Below are 16921 nucleotides of genomic sequence, written 5' to 3' on the forward strand. Positions count from 1 at the left end.
TCTCGGTGATGACCGCCTTGACGCCCAGCAGGCTGGTGCCCTTGGCGGCCCAGTCGCGCGACGAGCCCGAGCCGTACTCCTTGCCGCCGAGCACGACGAGCGGGATGCCGGCCGCCTGGTAGGCCTGCGCGGCGTCGTAGATCGAGCTCTGCTCCCCCGTGAGCAGGTTCTGCGTGAACCCGCCCTCGACCCCGGGGACCAGCTGGTTGCGCAGCCGGATGTTGGCGAACGTGCCGCGGATCATGACCTCGTGGTTCCCGCGGCGCGAGCCGTAGGAGTTGAAGTCGCGACGGCCCACACCGTGCTCGGCCAGGTACAGGCCGGCCGGGCTGTCGGCCTTGATCGACCCGGCCGGGCTGATGTGGTCGGTGGTCACGGAGTCGCCGAGCTTGGCCAGCACGCGCGCGCCGTGGAAGTCCACGACCGGCGCCGGTTCGGCCTGCAGGCCCTCGAAGTACGGGGGCTTGCGCACGTACGTCGACTCCGGGTCCCAGGCGAACGTGTCCCCCTCGGGGGTCGGCAGCGCGCGCCACCGCTCGTCGCCGGTGAACACGTCGGCGTAGTCCTTGGTGAACATCGCCCGGTCGATCGAGGCGTCGATCGTGGACTGCACCTCGTCCGGCGTCGGCCAGATGTCCCGCAGGAAGATCGGCTGCCCGGCCTCGTCGCGGCCCAGCGGGTCCGACTCGAAGTCGAAGTCCATGGTCCCGGCCAGCGCGTACGCGATGACCAGCGGCGGGGAGGCCAGGTAGTTCATCTTGATGTCGGGGTTGATGCGCCCCTCGAAGTTCCGGTTGCCCGACAGGACGGCAGCGACCGCGAGGTCGTGCTCCTGCACGGTCTCGGAGACCTTCTCGTCGAGCGGGCCCGAGTTGCCGATGCACGTGGCGCAGCCGTAGCCGACCAGGTGGAAGCCCAGCTTCTCGAGGTAGGGCCACAGACCGGCCTTCTCGTAGTAGTTGGTCACCACCTGCGAGCCGGGCGCCATCGAGGTCTTGACCCACGGCTTGGCTGTCAGTCCCTTCTCGACGGCCTTCTTGGCCACGAGCGCCGCCGCGATCATCACCGACGGGTTGGACGTGTTCGTGCAGCTCGTGATGGACGCGATCGCGACCGCGCCGTGGAACAGGTCGAATGACCGGCCCTGGCTGTCGACGGTCGGGAACACGCGCGTGGCAGACGAGGTGATCGCCGGGCTGTCCGACGCCGGGAACGACTCGCGCTCCGCCTCGTCGACGCCGTTGGTGACCTCGGGCGCGTACGTCGGCAGGTCCCGCTGGAACTGCTCCTTGGCCCGCGACAGCTCGATGCGGTCCTGCGGGCGCTTCGGCCCGGCGATCGACGGGACGACCGTGGACAGGTCGAGCTCGAGGTACTCCGAGAACACGGGCTGGACGTACCCCTCGGACGTGGGGTCGAGCCACATGCCCTGCTCCTTGGCGTACGCCTCGACGAGCGCGAGCTGCTCCTCGGAGCGACCGGTCAGGCGCAGGTACTCGATCGTCACCGAGTCGATCGGGAAGATCGCCGCGGTGGAGCCGAACTCCGGGCTCATGTTGCCGATGGTGGCGCGGTTGGCCAGCGGCACGGCCGCGACGCCCTCGCCGTAGAACTCGACGAACTTGCCGACGACGCCGTGCTGGCGCAGCTTCTGCGTGATGGTCAGCACGATGTCCGTGGCGGTGACACCCAGCGGGATGGTGCCGGTCAGCTTGAAGCCGACGACGCGCGGGATGAGCATCGACACCGGCTGGCCGAGCATGGCCGCCTCGGCCTCGATGCCGCCGACGCCCCAGCCGAGCACGCCCAGGCCGTTGACCATGGTGGTGTGCGAGTCGGTGCCGACGCAGGTGTCCGGATAGGCCTTCCCGTCGCGCACCATGACGACGCGGGCCAGGTACTCGATGTTCACCTGGTGCACGATGCCGGTGCCCGGGGGCACGACCTTGAAGTCGTCGAACGCGGTCTGGCCCCAGCGCAGGAACTGGTAGCGCTCGAAGTTGCGCTCGTACTCCAGGGCGACGTTGCGCTCGAACGCGTCCGCGCGGCCGGCCACGTCGATCTGGACCGAGTGGTCGATGACCAGCTCGGCGGGCGCGAGCGGGTTGATGCGGGCGGCGTCTCCCCCGAGGTCCACGACCGCCTCGCGCATGGTGGCCAGGTCGACCACGCACGGCACCCCGGTGAAGTCCTGCATGATCACGCGGGCGGGCGTGAACTGGATCTCCGTGTCGGGCTGGGCGTCCGGGTCCCACTCGGCGAGCGCGCGCACGTGGTCGGCGGTGATGTTGGCGCCGTCCTCGGTGCGCAAGAGGTTCTCCGCCAGCACCTTGAGGCTGAACGGCAGGCGCTCCACCCCCGGGACGGCCGAGAGCCGGTACACCTCGTACGAGGCGTCACCGACCTCGAGTGTTCCCTTCGAGCCGAAACTGTCCTTCGAACCAACGCTGTCGACGCTGCTCACGGGGGGCTCCTTCGCTGGCGGTCTGCCGGTGGTGCTGCCGGGGAGGGGGCTCACCCGGGCTGCTGTGCGGTGCGACCTCCCAGCCTAGGCGGCGGGGGCGCGCGATTTATCTCGACATCAAGATACATGGTCGCGGGGCCCCCCCGCCCCCCCGCGACGCGGGGGGGGGGGGGGGGCGGGGGGGCCCGGCCGGGGGGGCCGGGGGGGGGGGCCCCCGGCCACGCCCGGCCCCGGGGGGGTGGGGTGTGGGGGGGGGCCCGCGGCCGGTGCTCAGTGCTGGGCGGACCGCTCCGCGTCGACGGCGTCCTGCGCCTTGCGCTCGGCCTCGATCGCGCGCTGGTGCGAGCGCGGGTCGTAGTCCGGCGTGCCCTGCTTGTGCAGCTCCTGGGTGACCAGTCGCTTCGCCTCCGCCAGCCGGCTCACCGCGTCGTTGTCGCTCACCGTGACTCCCTCCCGCCGGGCCGTGCCGGTCCGGCTACGCGTTCCACGCTAGCCCGGGGGTGGTCGGCGTGCACCCAGTCAGCGGGTCAGCACGGCGACGGCCTCGAGGTGGTGGGTCATCGGGAACAGGTCGTAGGCCTGCAGGTCGGCCAGCCCGTAGCCGGCCTCGGCGAACAGGCCGATGTCCCGGGCCAGCGCCGCGGGGTCGCACGCGACGTAGACCACCCGCTCGGGGCGCAGCTCGGCGATGCCGGCGACGACCTTGCGCCCGGCGCCGGTACGCGGCGGGTCGAGCACGACGGCGTCTGCGTGCACCACGTCGGAGTCGGAGTCGACCTGCCCGGACAGCACCTGCGCGACGTCCCCGGCGTGCAGCTCGACGTTCGAGCGGTCGTGCAGGTTGCGTCGCGCGTCCTTGACGGCACGCGCGTCGCCCTCGACCGAGACGACCTCGCCCGTCGGGCCGACGGCGTCGGACAGGGGTGCGGTGAACAGCCCCGACCCCGCGTAGAGGTCGAGGACGGCTGCACCGTCGACGTCGCCGAGACCGGCCAGCACCGCGGCCACGAGCAGGTCGGGCGCCTCGCGGTGCACCTGCCAGAAGCCGGTCCCCGCCACGCGGAACTCGTAGCCGACCTCGCCGTGCTGGACGTGCTCCTTCACGGCGGTCCGCGCGTTCGGTCGCCCGTCCATCCGTCCGCGGCCGACGTCGAACGGTGCACCGTCGACCAGGACGAGGGGCGTGTCGCCGCTGGACGGGGCGATCGCCTCGACGCGCGCGCCACCGGACCAGCGGCGGCCGAACAGGTCGAGCGCCACGATGGCCTCGTTGGCCAGCGGCATGGAGTCGAGCAGGTGCACGTCGTGGGACCGGAAGCCGTGCATGCCCGCCCGGCCCTCCGCGTCGGTCACCAGCTCGATGCGGGTGCGCCAGCCGAGGCCGCCGCGCTCGTCGTCGCCCGGCGCTGCCTGCACCTGGACCTCGAGGTCGAGCTTGGCCAGGCGGCGCAGCTGCTCCGCGAGGACCGCGGTCTTCCACGCACGCTGCGCCGGCAGGGAGACGTGCGAGAGCTCTCCCCCGCCCACGCCGCCCGGGCCGGCGGCGGGCCACGCCGACTCGACCCGGTCGGCGGAGGCCTCGAGCACCTCGACGGCGTCGGCACGCCAGAACTTGGCGGTCTCCCCCGCGTCCGTCAGGCGGGCGCGCACCCGCTCACCGGGGAGCGTGTGCCGGACGAAGATGACGCGTCCCTCGTGGCGGGCCACGCAGTGCCCACCGTGGGCCACCGGGCCGATCTCGAGCTCGACGAGCCCGTTCGAGAGGTCAGGTGCAGAGTCAGTAGCCACGCGGAACGGTACCCCGGACCGGCTCCTCGAGCCCCGTCTGCCCCTCGGTGGACGCCAGCTGCCACGGCACGGACGCCACCACGACGCCCGGCGTGAACAGCAGGCGACCCTTGAGCCGCAGGGCGCTCTGGTTGTGCAGCAGCTGCTCCCACCAGTGGCCGACGACGTACTCCGGGATGTAGACGACCACGAGGTCGCGCGGGCTCTCGCGGCGGATGGCCCGCACGTAGGTCAGGACGGGGCGGGTGATCTCCCGGAACGGCGAGTCGAGCACGCGCAGCGGCACGGGGATGTTCATCGCCTCCCACTGCGCGCGCAGGAGGTCCACGTCCTCCGGGTCGACACCGACGGTCACCGCTTCGAGCAGCTGCGGGCGCGACGCACGGGCATAGGCCAGCGCGCGCATGGTCGGGCGGTGCAGGTGCGAGACCAGCACGATCGCGTGCACCCGGCTCGGCAGCGCGCGGGCGGCCTCGGCGTCCACACCCAGGGCCAGCTCGGCGCGCACCAGCGCGTAGTGGCGGTGGATCGACTGCATGAGCACGTACACGACCACCATCGCCAGGATCGCGATCCAGGCGCCGTGCGTGAACTTGGTGATCAGCACGACCACCAGGACGGTCGCCGTCATGGCCAGGCCGACCGAGTTGATGACCCGCGACCGCTTCATGCGCGCGCGGGACGCCGGGTCCGGCTCGGTGCGCAGGTGCCGCGTCCAGTGCCGGACCATGCCCAGCTGGCTGACCGTGAAGGAGACGAAGACCCCGACGATGTACAGCTGGATCAGCCGGGTGACCTGCGCGTCGAACGCCCAGATGAGGGCGATCGCCACGAGCGCCAGCGTGACGATGCCGTTGGAGAACGCCAGCCGGTCGCCGCGCGTGTGCAGCTGCCGCGGCAGGTACCCGTCGCGGGCCAGGATCGAGCCGAGCACCGGGAAGCCGTTGAACGCCGTGTTGGCGGCGAGCACCAGGATCAGGCCCGTGACGACCGCGATGATCACCGCGACGATCGGGACGCTCGCGAACACGGCCGAGGACAGCTGGCTGATCACGGGGTGCTGCACGTAGCCCTCGCCGACCGGGACCCCGTTCTCGAGCAGCTGCGTCTGCGGGTCGTCGGCGAACACCACGCCCGTCGCCCGGGACAGCAGCAGGATCGACATGATCATCACGATCGAGAGGCCGCCCAGGAGCGCGAGCGTGGTCGCCGCGTTCTTGGACTTGGGCTTCTTGAACGCGGGCACGCCGTTGCTGATGGCCTCGACACCGGTCAGTGCCGCGCACCCGGACGCGAACGCCCGCAGGACCAGGAAGAAGCCGGCCAGTCCCGTGAGGCCCTGGTCGAACGCCGCGTCGGGCGCCAGCTCGAAGCCCGCGCTCTCCGCCACCGCGAGGCTGCCGGTGAGCAGCTGGACGGAGCCCACGACGGCGATCGCACCGATGGCGACCATGAACAGGTACACCGGGACGGCGAACAGGCTCCCGGACTCCTTGACGCCCCGCAGGTTCACGAGGGTCAGCAGCACGACCAGGCCGACGGCGAACGCCGCCTCGTGACCGCGCAGCGCCGGGAAGGCGGACGCGGCGTACTGGGCGCCGGACGAGATCGAGACGGCGACGGTGAGGATGTAGTCCACCAGCAGCGCGCTGGCCACGGTGACGCCGGCGTTCCTGCCCAGGTTGGTCGTCGCGACCTCGTAGTCGCCGCCGCCCGAGGGGTAGGCGTGCACGTTCTGCCGGTAGGAGGCGACGACGACGAGCATCACCGCGACGACCGCCAGTCCCACCCAGGGGGAGACGACGAGCGCCGTCATCCCGGCGAGCGAGAGCGTCAGGAGGATCTCGTCCGGCGCGTAGGCGACCGACGAGAGCGCGTCGGAGGCGAACACCGGCAGCGCGATGCGCTTCGGCAGCAGCGTGTGACCAAGCCGGTCACTGCGGACGGGTCGTCCGAGGAACAGGCGCTTGGCGACATCCGAGAGGTCCGACACGATCCGCAATGCTAGGCCCGCGCACGCCCACCCACACCACCCGGGCGGCCGGCACGGTATAGCGTGCCGCACTGTGCACTTCGTGATCATGGGATGCGGACGGGTGGGCGCCACCCTCGCCAAGAGCCTCGAGGACAACGGGCACTCCGTGTCCGTCATCGACCAGAACCCCGAGGCCTTCCGCCGCCTCGACGCCGACTTCGGCGGCAACAAGGTCACCGGCCTCGGCTTCGACCGGGACACCCTGCGCCAGGCCGGGATCGACGAGGCGTTCGCGTTCGCCGCCGTCTCCGACGGCGACAACTCGAACATCCTGGCGGCGCGCGTGGTGCGCGAGACGTTCGGCGTCGAGAACGTCGTGGCGCGGATCTACGACCCGCACCGCGCCGAGATCTACCAGCGGCTCGGCATCCCCACCGTGGCGACCGTGCGGTGGACGGCCCACCAGGTGCTCCGACGGCTCCTGCCGATGGGCGCGACCGACGAGTACCGCGACTCCTCCGGCCAGATCCAGCTCTCCCAGGTGGACGTCCACGAGGGCTGGGTGGGCAAGCCGCTGCGCGTGCTCGAGGAGGCCACGGGCGCCAGGATCGCCTACCTCACCCGCTACGGCGACGGCCTGCTGCCGACGCCGACCACCGTCCTGCAGGAGAACGACACCGTGCACGTGCTCATGCGGGCCGACGCGTCCGCCCTGGTCGAACGCGTCCTCACCAGCGCCCCGGCGGTGTCCTCATGAGGGTCGTCATCGCCGGCGCCGGCTCCGTCGGACGCTCGATCGCCCGCGAGCTGCTCGGGCACGGCCACGAGGTCACGCTCATCGACCGGCAGCCGTCGGCCATGCGGGTCTCCCAGGTGGCGGACGCCGACTGGCTGCTGGCTGACGCCTGCGAGCTGCCCACGCTGCGCCAGGTCAAGGCCGACGAGTGCGACGTGGTCGTGGCCGCCACCGGCGACGACAAGGCCAACCTCGTCATCTCCCTGCTGGCCAAGACCGAGTTCGGCGTCCCCCGCACGGTCGCGCGCGTCAACAACCCGAAGAACGAGTGGATGTTCGACGAGGCCTGGGGCGTGGACGTCGCCGTGTCGACGCCGCGGATCATGACCGCGATGGTCGAGGAGGCCGTGACGGTCGGGGACCTGGTGCGCATCTTCACGTTCCACCAGTCCCGCGCCGACATCCTCGAGCTCACGCTCCCGGACGACTCCCCCCTGGCCGGTCTGCGCGTCGGTCAGATCGTGTGGCCGACGGACACCGTGCTGGCGTGCATCGTGCGCGGCGCGCGACCCATCGCCCCCAGCCCGGACGACACGCTCGAAGGACGCGACGAGCTGCTGTTCGTCACCGGTCGGGAAGCGGACGAGGCCGAGCTGGAAGCCCTGCTGACCCGCGGACCAGCGACCAGCTGAGCCAGAGCGTCAGCGCGGTCAGCGGCAGCCCCATCGCGAGCTTGGCGGTGCCCAGCCACGCGACCTCGTCGGCGAGGTAGAGCGGCACCTGCACCGCGAGCCGCAGCCCGAACATGGCCACCCACGGCCAGGTCGCCAGCGCGTACCGACGGCGCAGCGCGGGGTCGGCGCGCCACGCCACGGCGGCACCCCAGGACCCGTTGCTGGACAGCGGTCCCTCGGCCCGGAACAGCCCCATGACGAGCCCGACCAGCGGCCAGCCGGCCAGGATCGAGGCCAGGGTGGCCACCAGGTAGACCACGTTGACCCACAGGCCGTACGCGAAGTAGTCGGAAGCGTCGCCGGAGCGCCACGCCCACACGACGCCGATGCCGACGCCGACGAGCCCGGAGAAGGCCTGCGTGACGGGGGTGCGCTGAGCCAGCCGCACCACGACCGCGACCACGGCCGCACCCGCCGCTGCGACCAGCGCGGGAGTGAGCCGCTGGCCCGAGGCGAGGTACACGACCACGAACAGCAGCCCGGGGGCGACGGACTCGACGACCCCGCGGACGCCGCCGACCGCGTCGGCTGCCGAGAACTGCTCGCCCGTGAGCGCCCGCATGCCGCGCAGCCCACCCTCCTCGGGCGGGACCACGTCGTCGACCGCGTCGAGCGCGCGCGGCTCCGCTCCCTGCTCCGGCTCACTCACCGGGACGCGGCCGCAGCTCGTAGCGCGGGTTGAACACGGTCCGGCGACCGTCGATCATGCAGACGAGGCCCTCGATCTTCAGGCGTCGGCCGGGGCTCACGCCGCTGATCTCCCGGCGGCCGAGCCAGACCAGGTCCAGGGACCCGCTGCCGTCGTACAGCTCGGCCTCGAGCGCAGGGACTCCCTCGCGGGGCCGGAGCGTGACCGAGCGGATGACGCCGGACACGCTCGCGCGGGACCGGTCCCGGAGCTGGTCGACCGGGGTGCAGCCGACCGAGCGGTGCGCGTCGGCCCGCTCCTCGTCGGCCTCGATCTCGGCACGGGACGCGACCGCCTTCTTCAGGCGCTCCTTGAGGCTCATCGGATCTCCGTGATCTCCGGGCCGCGGGTCATGGGGTCGAACGCGGGCGCGGCCGGGCGGTCCTGGTCTGCGGCCTGGTCTGCGGCCTGCTCGTCGGGCTGCACGTTCGGCGTGCCCGGTCCGGGCAGCCGCAGGGTCAGCAGGTCGCGGGGCGCCCGGGCCTCCGTGCCGCGGACCACGACGATGCCGGCGAAGAGCTGCTCGAGCGCCGTCGCGGCGGACGGGTCCACGGCTGCCCGCCCGGTGATCACGCCGCGGACGAACCAGCGCGGACCGTCGGCACCGATGAAGCGCGCGGGGCGGTGCCCGGTACGCCCCTCGGGGGTCCTGATGGGGAGCCGTGCCAGCAGCTCACGGCCGAACGGGCCGGGCAGGTCGTCGACGGACCCGCCCTGCTGGGTCACCGACTCGGCGATCTCGGCGCGGATCTCGTCCCAGATGCCCTCGGTGCGCGGGGCGGCGAACGCCTGCACCTGCAGCGAGGAACCGTCCAGAAGGACCGAGGCCGCGGACACCACGTCCGTCGCCTTGTCGATCTCCATGCGCAGCTCCATGCCCTGCACCCCGGGCAGCAGGATGGCGCCGAGGTCCACGCGGGGGAGGTCGTCGTCGATCTGCGAGGCGTCCCAGGGACCGCCGGTGCGCTCGAGGGGGCCGGTCCGGGCGTCGTCGACCTCGGGCCCGTCGTCGACCTCGGTCGACTCGTCGACCTCGACCGTGTCGTCAGGGGCGGGATCCTTCCCGCCTCGCCGGAACAGCGCCACGTGCTCACTCCTCTTCGACGCGCTCGCGCGCATCAGTTGCAGACAGTTCGACAGTAGTCCCGACCTAGAGCGTCGGCGCAGCCTTCCAGCCGCCGCTGGAACCGAAGCCGCCGTCGCCGCGGTGCGACCCGGGCAGCACGTCGGCCTCGACGAAGCGCACGCGCTCGACCCGTTGCACGACCAGCTGCGCGATCCGGTCGCCGCGGTGCAGCTCCAGGGGGTGCTCGACGTCCGTGTTGAGCAGCGTCACCGCGATCTCACCGCGGTAGCCCGCGTCGACCGTGCCGGGGGCGTTGACGATGGTCAGCCCGTGCCGCATGGCCAGCCCGGACCTCGGGTGGACGAACGCCGCGTACCCGTCGGGGAGCGCGATGGCCACGCCGGTCGGCACCGTCACCCGACCCTGCGGCGGGATGACGACGTCGATGCGGGAGACCAGGTCCGCCCCGGCGTCGCCGGGATGGGCGTAGGCGGGTGCGGGGAGCTCGGGGTCGAGGCGCAGCAGGAGCACCTCGGGGGCGGAGTCGGGCATCACGGGGCCCGACCCTACCCGCCGGATGGGATGCTGGGTGCATGTCCGAAGCCCCCGGTGGATCCCCGCTGTCCTCGTCGAAGGCCGTCGCGCCCTCCTACGCCGAGCGCCTGTGGCTGGGCCCGCTGGGCTGGGCGCTGCTCGCGGTGTTCGCGGCCATGATGGCGGTCGCGTTCATCCCCCTGGACACGGTGGTGGCGGGGCTGGTGGGTGCCGCCGTCCTGGTCGCCGGCGCCGTGGGACTGGTGGTCCTGGCGCCCCGGGTCGAGGTGGCCGACGGGGTCCTGCGCGCGGGCGCCGCGCACATCCCGGTCGCCCTGCTCGGGGACGCGGTCGCGCTGGACGCCGTCTCCACGCGGGCCGAGCTCGGGCCGCGGCTGGACGCCCGGGCGCACCTGTGCCTGCGGGGCTGGATCCGCACGGCAGTCCGCGTCGAGGTGCGCGACCCCCAGGACCCCACGCCGTACTGGGTGGTCTCGACGCGTCGCCCGGCCGAGCTGGCCGCAGCGCTGCACGGCTGAGGGCCGGCCGCCCCGCTCGTTGCGGGCGACCGGCCCTCAGGTCCGTCGTGGTGAGGCGGGTGAGCTCAGGCCGCGCACTCGGAGCAGACGGGTCGACCGTCACGCTCGTAGGCGAGCTGGCTGCGGTGGTGCACCAGGAAGCAGCTCGAGCACGTGAACTCGTCCGCCTGCCTGGGCAGGACGCGGACGGAGAGCTCCTCGCCGGAGAGGTCGGCACCGGGGAGCTCGAACCCTTCGGCGGCCTCGGTCTCGTCCTCGTCCACCACGCCCGAGTTCTTGTCGGAGCGCCGAGCCTGGAGCTCCTGGAGCGAGTCCTCGCTCAGGTCCTCCTCGGTCTTGCGCGGGGCGTCGTAGTCGGTAGCCATGTGCGGCGTCACACTCCGTGGTCTGGGTGGAATCTCGTACGCGGGATCAATGCGCGCGACGCGCTTTTTGTTCCCGTGCGCGGTGGGATTCTGCACCACTTTCGAGCGTAGAGCGAACCGGACGCGCGACCGATTTCGTCCGGCGGGTCATGAGAGCGTTTTCATGCGTCGGAGTCGGCCCCCAGGGATTCCAGCAGGTCTCGCAGCCGTTCGACCGACCCGGGGGGTCCTGCGACGGTCATCGCCTCCTGCGCCGCCTGCCCCCGCAGCCCTGTGACCTGCGCACCCGCCTCCTGGGCGACGAGGGCGCCCGCGGCGAGGTCCCACGGCTGCAGGCCTCGCTCGTAGTACAGGTCGAGGCCGCCGGCCGCCACCGCGCACAGATCGAGCGAGGCACAACCGGCACGACGAATATCACGTACCTGCGGCAACAGCTCGGCCACGATTCGTCCCTGCGCGCGCCGCCTCGTTGCGACGTATCCGAAGCCGGTGCCCACCAGGGAGTCGATCAACGGGCGCGCCGCGCTCACCCGCAGCTCACGGCCGTCGAGCCGTGCTCCCAGCCCGCGGGCCGCCGTGTAGGAGCGCCCGTCCTCCGGCGAGAACACGCAGCCGGCCAGCGCGGTCCACGTCGCAGGCTCGGGAGCCGCCACGGGGTCCGGCCCGACCACCGCCGCGACGGACACCGCGTAGGACGGCAGGCCGTACAGGTAGTTCACGGTGCCGTCGATCGGGTCCACCACCCAGGTGATGCCCGAGGTACCGGGCCGGAACGCCTCCTCCTCACCCAGGATCGCGTCGTCCGGCCGGAGCTCGGCGAGCCTGCGCCGCAGGAGCGCCTCCGAGGCGAGGTCCATCGCCGTCACCACGTCCTGCGCGCTGGACTTCGTCGCGGCCACGCCCACGTGCCGCCGCCGGCCCTCGCGGACCAGCGCGCCGGCCTCCCTGGCGAGCAGCTCGGCGACGTCGAGCAGCGGGCGGACGCGGTCCGAGGGGTATGAGCTCACCCCGCCATCCTGTCAGCGCACGGTCCCCCGCCACGGCCCCGGCGCCTTGAGCTGGAACCGCAGGGAGAGCACGCGCAGGGCGAACACGGCCGCCACGACGGTGACGCTGGTCGCCGGGGTCACGGCGCCCTGCCACCACAGGACGGCGGTCGCCGTCGAGCCCAGGAGCGCCGGGATCGCGTACAGCTGGCGGTGGTGCAGCACCACGGGCACCTCGCCCGACAGCAGGTCCCGGAGCACTCCCCCGCCCACCCCCGTCATCACACCGACCACGACCGCGGCGGTGAGCGTGGTCTCGTACTCGAGCCCCTTGATCGTGCCCACGACGCTGAACAGGGCGAGTGCCCCGGCGTCGAGCACCACGATGAAGCGGCGGGCGCGCTCGAGCCGTGGGTGGAAGAAGTAGATGACGGTCGCGCCGGCCACGGCGGTCGCGATGAAGCGCCAGTTCGAGATGCCGACCGGCGGCACCGCACCGATGAGGACGTCGCGCAGGATGCCGCCGCCGAGCCCCGCGGCCCAGGCGAGCACGATGATCCCGAACACGTCGAACTGCTTGCGCACGGCCGCGAGGGCGCCGGACATCGCGCCGACGAACACTCCCACCAGCTCGAGGATGGGCTCCAGGGGGATGTCCGTGTCCACAGCGCCGATCATGGCAGCGCGGTCGCGTGCCGTGGCGGACCCGGGCCCCCGCGCGGCGGCACCGATGATCACGCGGCGCACCGTCGCGGGTGCGCGCTCCGGGACCGGATCGGTGGCAGGCTCGTGCCCGAGGTACCGGGAGGTCGCATGGGTGAGCTGGAGCTGGTGGGTCTGCACGAGGACGGGGAGCATCTCGTCCTGGTGGGCCCGGACGGCGCGCGCTTCCGCGTGCGCATCGACGAGCCGCTGCGGGCCGCCGTGCGCCGCGACCGCCCGCAGCTGGAGCAGCTGCGCGCGGAGAGCGCCGGCACGCTGAGCCCGCGCGAGATCCAGGCGCGCATCCGGGCGGGTGCGACGACCCAGGAGGTGGCGGACTCCGCGGGCCTGCCCGTCGAACGCGTCCGCCGGTACGAGGGACCCGTCCTCGCCGAGCGCGAGCACGTCGCCGAGCAGGCGCGCGGGACGCGCGTCGGCCGGGACGCGGGTGCACCGACCCTGGGCGACCTGGTGACCGACCGGCTCGCCGCCCGCGGCGTCGACCTCGCCTCGCTGGCGTGGGACGCGGCGCGCGACGCCTCCGGCCCGTGGGTGGTCCTGGCGAGGTTCGCGGTGGACGACGCCGAGCACGAGGCCCGCTGGACGTTCGACCTGGCCAAGCGGACCGTCGTCGCCGACGAGGACGAGGCACGCTGGCTCTCGGAGACCGAGCTGCCGGACGAGCCGGTGTCCCGCCGACACCTCGCCGCGGTCCGCGACGTGGTCTTCGACTTCCAGGGCGAGGGCGCCCTGCCGCGCGACCCGGACGACCAGCCGGCGCCCGAGCCCGTTCCCGACCCGCAGGAGCGGACCGCCTCGCTGCTCGACGACCTGCGCAGCCGACGCGGCGTCCGCCAGGCGGTCGAGCTGGGCGACGAGGACGACTCCGAGGAGTTCGAGGGCTTCGGGCCGCAGCACGCGTTCGACTTCGGCCGGGCCGAGGCCTCGGTGCCGGGCGCCCACCCGGTCGACGCCGACGACGCGGCGCAGGCTCAGGTCTACCCCGTGCCGGTCGCGGTCACCCCGCCCGCCCCGGCACCCGGGCCGACGCCCGAGCACGACGACGGAGGCCGCCCGAAGGCGCGTCGGACGCGCGCCAAGGTGCCCAGCTGGGACGAGATCGTCTTCGGCGCCAAGCCCGAGTGAGTCAGGGGCGGTGACGTCCGCTCTCAGACAGGCAGCTCGCCGGCGGACGTGAGCGTCTGCAGGCTCGGCGACGACGCCCGCGCGGTGGCGGCGGTCATGTGGCGCATGTGGTGGCGGCGGCAGAGCACCTCGTACCCGACCTCGTCGGCGGCCGCCTCGACGTCACCCACCACCACCTGCGCACCCTCGACCACCATCGCCCCGCCGATGGTGCGGGCGTTGTGAGTGGCGCGGGCGCCGCACCAGCACAGCGCGCGGACCTGCAGGATCTCCACCCGGTCGGCCAGCTCGACCAGCCGTGCGGCGCCCGGGAAGAGGCGGGCACGGAAGTCCGTCGAGATGCCGAAGACGAACACGTCGACGCCCAGCTCGTCCACCACCCGCGCCAGCTGCTCGACCTGCTCGGCGGTGTAGAACTGTGCCTCGTCGCCAATGAGGTAGTCGACCGGCCGGCCGTGCGTGCGGCGGGCGATGACGTCCGCCCAGAAGTCCGTGGTGTCGTCCACCTCGTGCGCGGTCTGCGTCAGCCCGAGCCGGGAGGAGATGGTCGCCGCGCCGGCGCGGTCGTGCCGGGTGAACAGGACGCCGTCGCGTCCGCGGGCCGCGTGGTTGTGGTGCATCTGCAGCGCCAGCGTCGACTTGCCGCTGTCCATCGTGCCCGAGAAGAAGACCAGCTCGGCCATCAGGCGACCACGACACAGGGCACGAGCATCTCGTGCGGGGTCAGGGACCCGTGCACCCCGACCAGGTCCATCGACGCGGGCGTCTGCGTCCGCGAGTCGACGACGGTGGCGCGACCGGTCATCGCCACCACCACGTCCCCGACGACCGGCAGCACGTGGGCCGACACCTCGCCGAACCATCCGTCCCCGACGGTCTCGGTACGCGTCGCGACGACCGCCGCCGAGCCGAGCACGTCACGCCACCGGTCCCGCACGTCCTCCGGTGCGACACCGGGCTCCAGGTGCAGGTGCAGCGCGCGGGGCTCGCCGGCGACCAGCGCGACGCCCGCGCCGAGCACGGGGTGCGTGCCGACGTCCCACCGTTGCGAGGTGTCGACGTCGACCATGCCGTGGTCGGCCGTCACGACCAGGACCGTGCCCCGCGGCAGCAGGCGGGCGAGGCGGCCCAGCTCGAAGTCCAGCTCGGCCAGCGCGTCCCCCCACTGCAGCGAGCCCCAGCCGTGGTGGTGGCCGGCCTTGTCCACGTCGCCCCAGTACAGGTAGGCCATGCCGGGCTGCCGCAGCGCGTCCACGGTGGCGTCGACCCGGTCGGCCAGCGACTCCGCCGACCGGTACACGGGACCGCGCAGCGCCGCCTCGGTCAGCCCGGACCCGGCGAACCGCGCCGGGCCGATGCTCGTCACGCGGGTGCCGGCGGCGGCGAGCCGCTCGAACACCGTCGTCTCGCGCTGCCACGTCCGTGCGGGCGGCAGCCCGGTCCAGCTCACCAGGTTGCCCAGCGTGCCGCTCTCCGGGTCCCGGACGGTGTACCCGAGCATGCCGGTGCGACCGGGCGGCAGCCCCACCCCGAAGGTGCCCATCGCGGACGCGGTCGTGGAGGGGAACGTGCTCGTCAGCGGCGTGGAACCCCCCAGCCGGCCGCGCAGGAAGGGCGCGTGGCCCGCACGCTCCGCGAGGTTGGTGTGGCCGAGGCCGTCGACGAGCACCACGCAGACCCGCGACGCGTCGGGCAGCCCCAGCAGGGTCTGCGCCAGCGCGGCCTCCGGCACGTCCCGGACGCCCAGCGCGCCGGCGACGGCCGGCAGCACCCGGCCCAGGCAGGGGCGGTCGGTGTGGGGCGCCACGAGGCCGGCCGCCTCGAGCTCGGCGCGGGAGCCGACCGACACCGGCGACAGCTGCGTCGCGGCGGGATTCTCGACGTCGGTCATCGGGCCCGGGCGCTCGCCGCCGACAGCTGGCGGGCGAACGCCGTGGCGGCCCGGACCGAGTCGAGCCCCTCGGCAGCGGCACTGACGCGCACGACGACGTCGTCGGGCGAGAGGGTGCCCGTCAGACCGTGGTCGGCGTCGCAGCTCGGGTCACCGCACGTGGCGGGCTCCAGGTCGACGCGCGAGACGGCGCCCCAGCCGATCACGAGGGTCAGCTCCTGCGCGGGCCGGCCGCGCTCGTGCTTCTCGGGCAGCGGTACCACGTGCGTCAGGGCGACGGACGTCAGCTCGGCCAGCGGGACGGCCTCGGTGGTCGCCGAGGCGGAGGCCGACGGGTGCTCCGAGTCGGCCGGGTGGTCGTCGACGTGCGCGACGACCAGGCGCGTCGGCGTCAGCACCAGCACGGTGACGTGACGACGTACCTCAGCGGCGTCGAAGGTGGTCTCGGGGTGGACGAGATGGGCCACGACCTCTTCGTCGGCGAGGGCTACGTCGAGCACGTCGACGACGAGCTCCGGGTAGTAGCCGGCACGGTGGAGGTCATGGTGCAGGGCAGGAGCAGCAGCGGGCACCCGTCCATCCTCCCACCTCGGCGGCCGTGTCCTGCGAGCGCGCACCGGCTCACACCCTCGACAGCCGTCGGGTGGCGTCGGCGCGGTCGGCGCGGGAGACCGCCGCGCGCGCGCCGAGCACCACCGCGCCGTGCTCCGAGACCACGACGGGGTTGAGCTCGAGCGAGCGCAGCTCGGGCAGGTCGTCCGCAAGCACGGCGACGCGCGAGATCAGGTCCTCCAGGGCGGCCACGTCGAGCGCCGGCAGGCCGCGGTACCCGAAGAGCCGTGGCGCCGCACGGGCCGAGCGGACCAGCTCCGCGACGTCCACGTCCGTCAGCGGGGGGACGCCGTAGGCGACGTCGCCCAGCAGGTCCGACGCGTCGCCCGCCAGCCCGAAGCTGATGATCGGGCCGAACAGCGGGTCCTCGACCGAGCGCACCACGCAGGCCGAGCCGTGCGGCGCCATCGCCTGCACCTCCAGGGGCGCGTCGGTGTCCGGCGCCGGGTGGGCGGCCGCGAGCGCGAGCACCTGGGCGACGTCCGCCCGCAGCTCGGCCTCGTCCGCGACGTCCAGGCGCACCCCACCGAGGTCGGCGCGGTGGCGCAGGGCCGGGACGGTCGTCTTGAGCGCCACGGGCCAGCCGAGCCCCTCGGCCGCAGCGACGGCCGCGTCGGCGTCGTGCACCCGGACCGACGGCAGCACGCCGACGCCGATCGTCGCCAGCAGCGCGGCGGTGCGGTCGGTGTCCAGCG

General features: G+C 73.3%; 19 protein-coding genes. 4 read left to right on the forward strand and 15 right to left on the reverse strand.

The features are described 5' to 3' along the window. The 4 genes from acnA to RYN42_RS15040 form a co-directional block, all read right to left on the reverse strand. Positions 1-2464, reverse strand: a 2464-nt coding sequence (gene acnA / locus RYN42_RS15025; RefSeq protein ID WP_315097451.1) for an aconitate hydratase AcnA, incomplete at its 3' end; no start/stop codon positions are given. Between the two features lie 270 nt (positions 2465-2734). Continuing rightward, positions 2735-2905 carry a translation initiation factor 2 gene (locus tag RYN42_RS15030; protein ID WP_315097453.1) on the reverse strand — a complete coding sequence of 57 codons (171 nt, stop codon included), beginning with the start codon at positions 2903-2905 and terminating at the stop codon, positions 2735-2737. 78 nt (positions 2906-2983) lie between these two features. Next, positions 2984-4252, reverse strand: coding sequence for a methyltransferase domain-containing protein (locus tag RYN42_RS15035; RefSeq protein WP_315097454.1), 1269 nt, complete (start codon positions 4250-4252; stop codon positions 2984-2986). Then, positions 4242-6245 carry an APC family permease gene (locus RYN42_RS15040; RefSeq protein ID WP_315097455.1) on the reverse strand — a complete coding sequence of 668 codons (2004 nt, stop codon included), beginning with the start codon at positions 6243-6245 and terminating at the stop codon, positions 4242-4244. Before RYN42_RS15040 ends, RYN42_RS15035 begins: the two co-directional genes overlap by 11 nt. An 88-nt stretch (positions 6246-6333) precedes the next feature. Here RYN42_RS15040 and RYN42_RS15045 point away from each other — a divergent pair, with 88 nt between their 5' ends. Together RYN42_RS15045 and RYN42_RS15050 are read left to right on the forward strand one after the other, a co-directional pair. Further along, a complete protein-coding gene (locus RYN42_RS15045) occupies positions 6334-6984 on the forward strand; it encodes a TrkA family potassium uptake protein (protein ID WP_315097485.1) in 651 nt (216 codons plus the stop codon). Beyond that, positions 6981-7655, forward strand: a complete 675-nt coding sequence (locus RYN42_RS15050) for a TrkA family potassium uptake protein (protein WP_315097457.1) — start codon at positions 6981-6983, stop codon at positions 7653-7655. Before RYN42_RS15045 ends, RYN42_RS15050 begins: the two co-directional genes overlap by 4 nt. Here RYN42_RS15050 and RYN42_RS15055 read toward each other — a convergent pair. The 4 genes from RYN42_RS15055 to dut all read right to left on the reverse strand — a co-directional run bounded on the left by RYN42_RS15055 (position 7588) and on the right by dut (position 10003). After that, positions 7588-8259, reverse strand: coding sequence for a DUF3159 domain-containing protein (locus tag RYN42_RS15055; RefSeq protein ID WP_315097487.1), 672 nt, complete (start codon positions 8257-8259; stop codon positions 7588-7590). The genes RYN42_RS15050 and RYN42_RS15055 overlap by 68 nt on opposite strands. A 79-nt stretch (positions 8260-8338) precedes the next feature. Next, on the reverse strand, positions 8339-8707 hold the full coding sequence (locus tag RYN42_RS15060; RefSeq protein WP_315097459.1) for an OB-fold nucleic acid binding domain-containing protein: 369 nt from the start codon (positions 8705-8707) through the stop codon (positions 8339-8341). Further along, positions 8704-9471, reverse strand: coding sequence for a DUF3710 domain-containing protein (locus RYN42_RS15065; RefSeq protein WP_315097460.1), 768 nt, complete (start codon positions 9469-9471; stop codon positions 8704-8706). Before RYN42_RS15065 ends, RYN42_RS15060 begins: the two co-directional genes overlap by 4 nt. Positions 9472-9535: 64 nt before the next feature. After that, positions 9536-10003, reverse strand: a complete 468-nt coding sequence (gene dut, locus RYN42_RS15070) for a dUTP diphosphatase (protein WP_315097462.1) — start codon at positions 10001-10003, stop codon at positions 9536-9538. Between the two features lie 41 nt (positions 10004-10044). Between dut and RYN42_RS15075 the strand changes: the two genes are divergently transcribed. After that, the gene (locus RYN42_RS15075) at positions 10045-10524 is read left to right on the forward strand and encodes a DUF3093 domain-containing protein (protein WP_315097464.1); all 480 of its coding nucleotides are present in this window, start codon (positions 10045-10047) and stop codon (positions 10522-10524) included. Positions 10525-10589: 65 nt separating this feature from the next. Here RYN42_RS15075 and RYN42_RS15080 read toward each other — a convergent pair whose 3' ends face one another. The 3 genes from RYN42_RS15080 to RYN42_RS15090 form a co-directional block, all read right to left on the reverse strand. After that, positions 10590-10889, reverse strand: coding sequence for a DUF4193 domain-containing protein (locus RYN42_RS15080; RefSeq protein WP_056090713.1), 300 nt, complete (start codon positions 10887-10889; stop codon positions 10590-10592). Positions 10890-11050: 161 nt separating this feature from the next. Then, entirely contained in the window at positions 11051-11896 is an 846-nt protein-coding gene (locus RYN42_RS15085; RefSeq protein WP_315097471.1) for an inositol monophosphatase family protein, read from the reverse strand. Positions 11897-11908: 12 nt separating this feature from the next. After that, complete coding sequence (locus RYN42_RS15090) at positions 11909-12733, reverse strand: TRIC cation channel family protein (RefSeq protein ID WP_315097473.1); 825 nt, start codon at positions 12731-12733, stop codon at positions 11909-11911. Here RYN42_RS15090 and sepH point away from each other — a divergent pair. Next, the gene (gene sepH, locus RYN42_RS15095; protein ID WP_315097475.1) at positions 12689-13723 is read left to right on the forward strand and encodes a septation protein SepH; all 1035 of its coding nucleotides are present in this window, start codon (positions 12689-12691) and stop codon (positions 13721-13723) included. The genes RYN42_RS15090 and sepH overlap by 45 nt on opposite strands. A gap of 23 nt (positions 13724-13746) precedes the next feature. Here the strand turns inward: sepH and RYN42_RS15100 are convergent, their stop codons facing one another. From RYN42_RS15100 to RYN42_RS15115, 4 genes are all read right to left on the reverse strand, one after another. Beyond that, positions 13747-14406 carry a thymidine kinase gene (locus tag RYN42_RS15100; protein WP_315097477.1) on the reverse strand — a complete coding sequence of 220 codons (660 nt, stop codon included), beginning with the start codon at positions 14404-14406 and terminating at the stop codon, positions 13747-13749. Further along, positions 14406-15614, reverse strand: a complete 1209-nt coding sequence (locus RYN42_RS15105) for an alkaline phosphatase family protein (protein ID WP_315097479.1) — start codon at positions 15612-15614, stop codon at positions 14406-14408. Before RYN42_RS15105 ends, RYN42_RS15100 begins: the two co-directional genes overlap by 1 nt. Further along, positions 15611-16186, reverse strand: coding sequence for a DUF5998 family protein (locus RYN42_RS15110; RefSeq protein WP_315097481.1), 576 nt, complete (start codon positions 16184-16186; stop codon positions 15611-15613). Before RYN42_RS15110 ends, RYN42_RS15105 begins: the two co-directional genes overlap by 4 nt. A gap of 49 nt (positions 16187-16235) precedes the next feature. Next, positions 16236-16921: acetate--CoA ligase family protein (locus tag RYN42_RS15115; protein WP_315097483.1), on the reverse strand; the 686-nt coding region annotated here is incomplete at its 5' end.

It is taken from the genome of uncultured Cellulomonas sp. (assembly GCF_963527515.1).
In the GTDB taxonomy this organism is placed as follows: Bacteria; Actinomycetota; Actinomycetes; order Actinomycetales; family Cellulomonadaceae; genus Cellulomonas.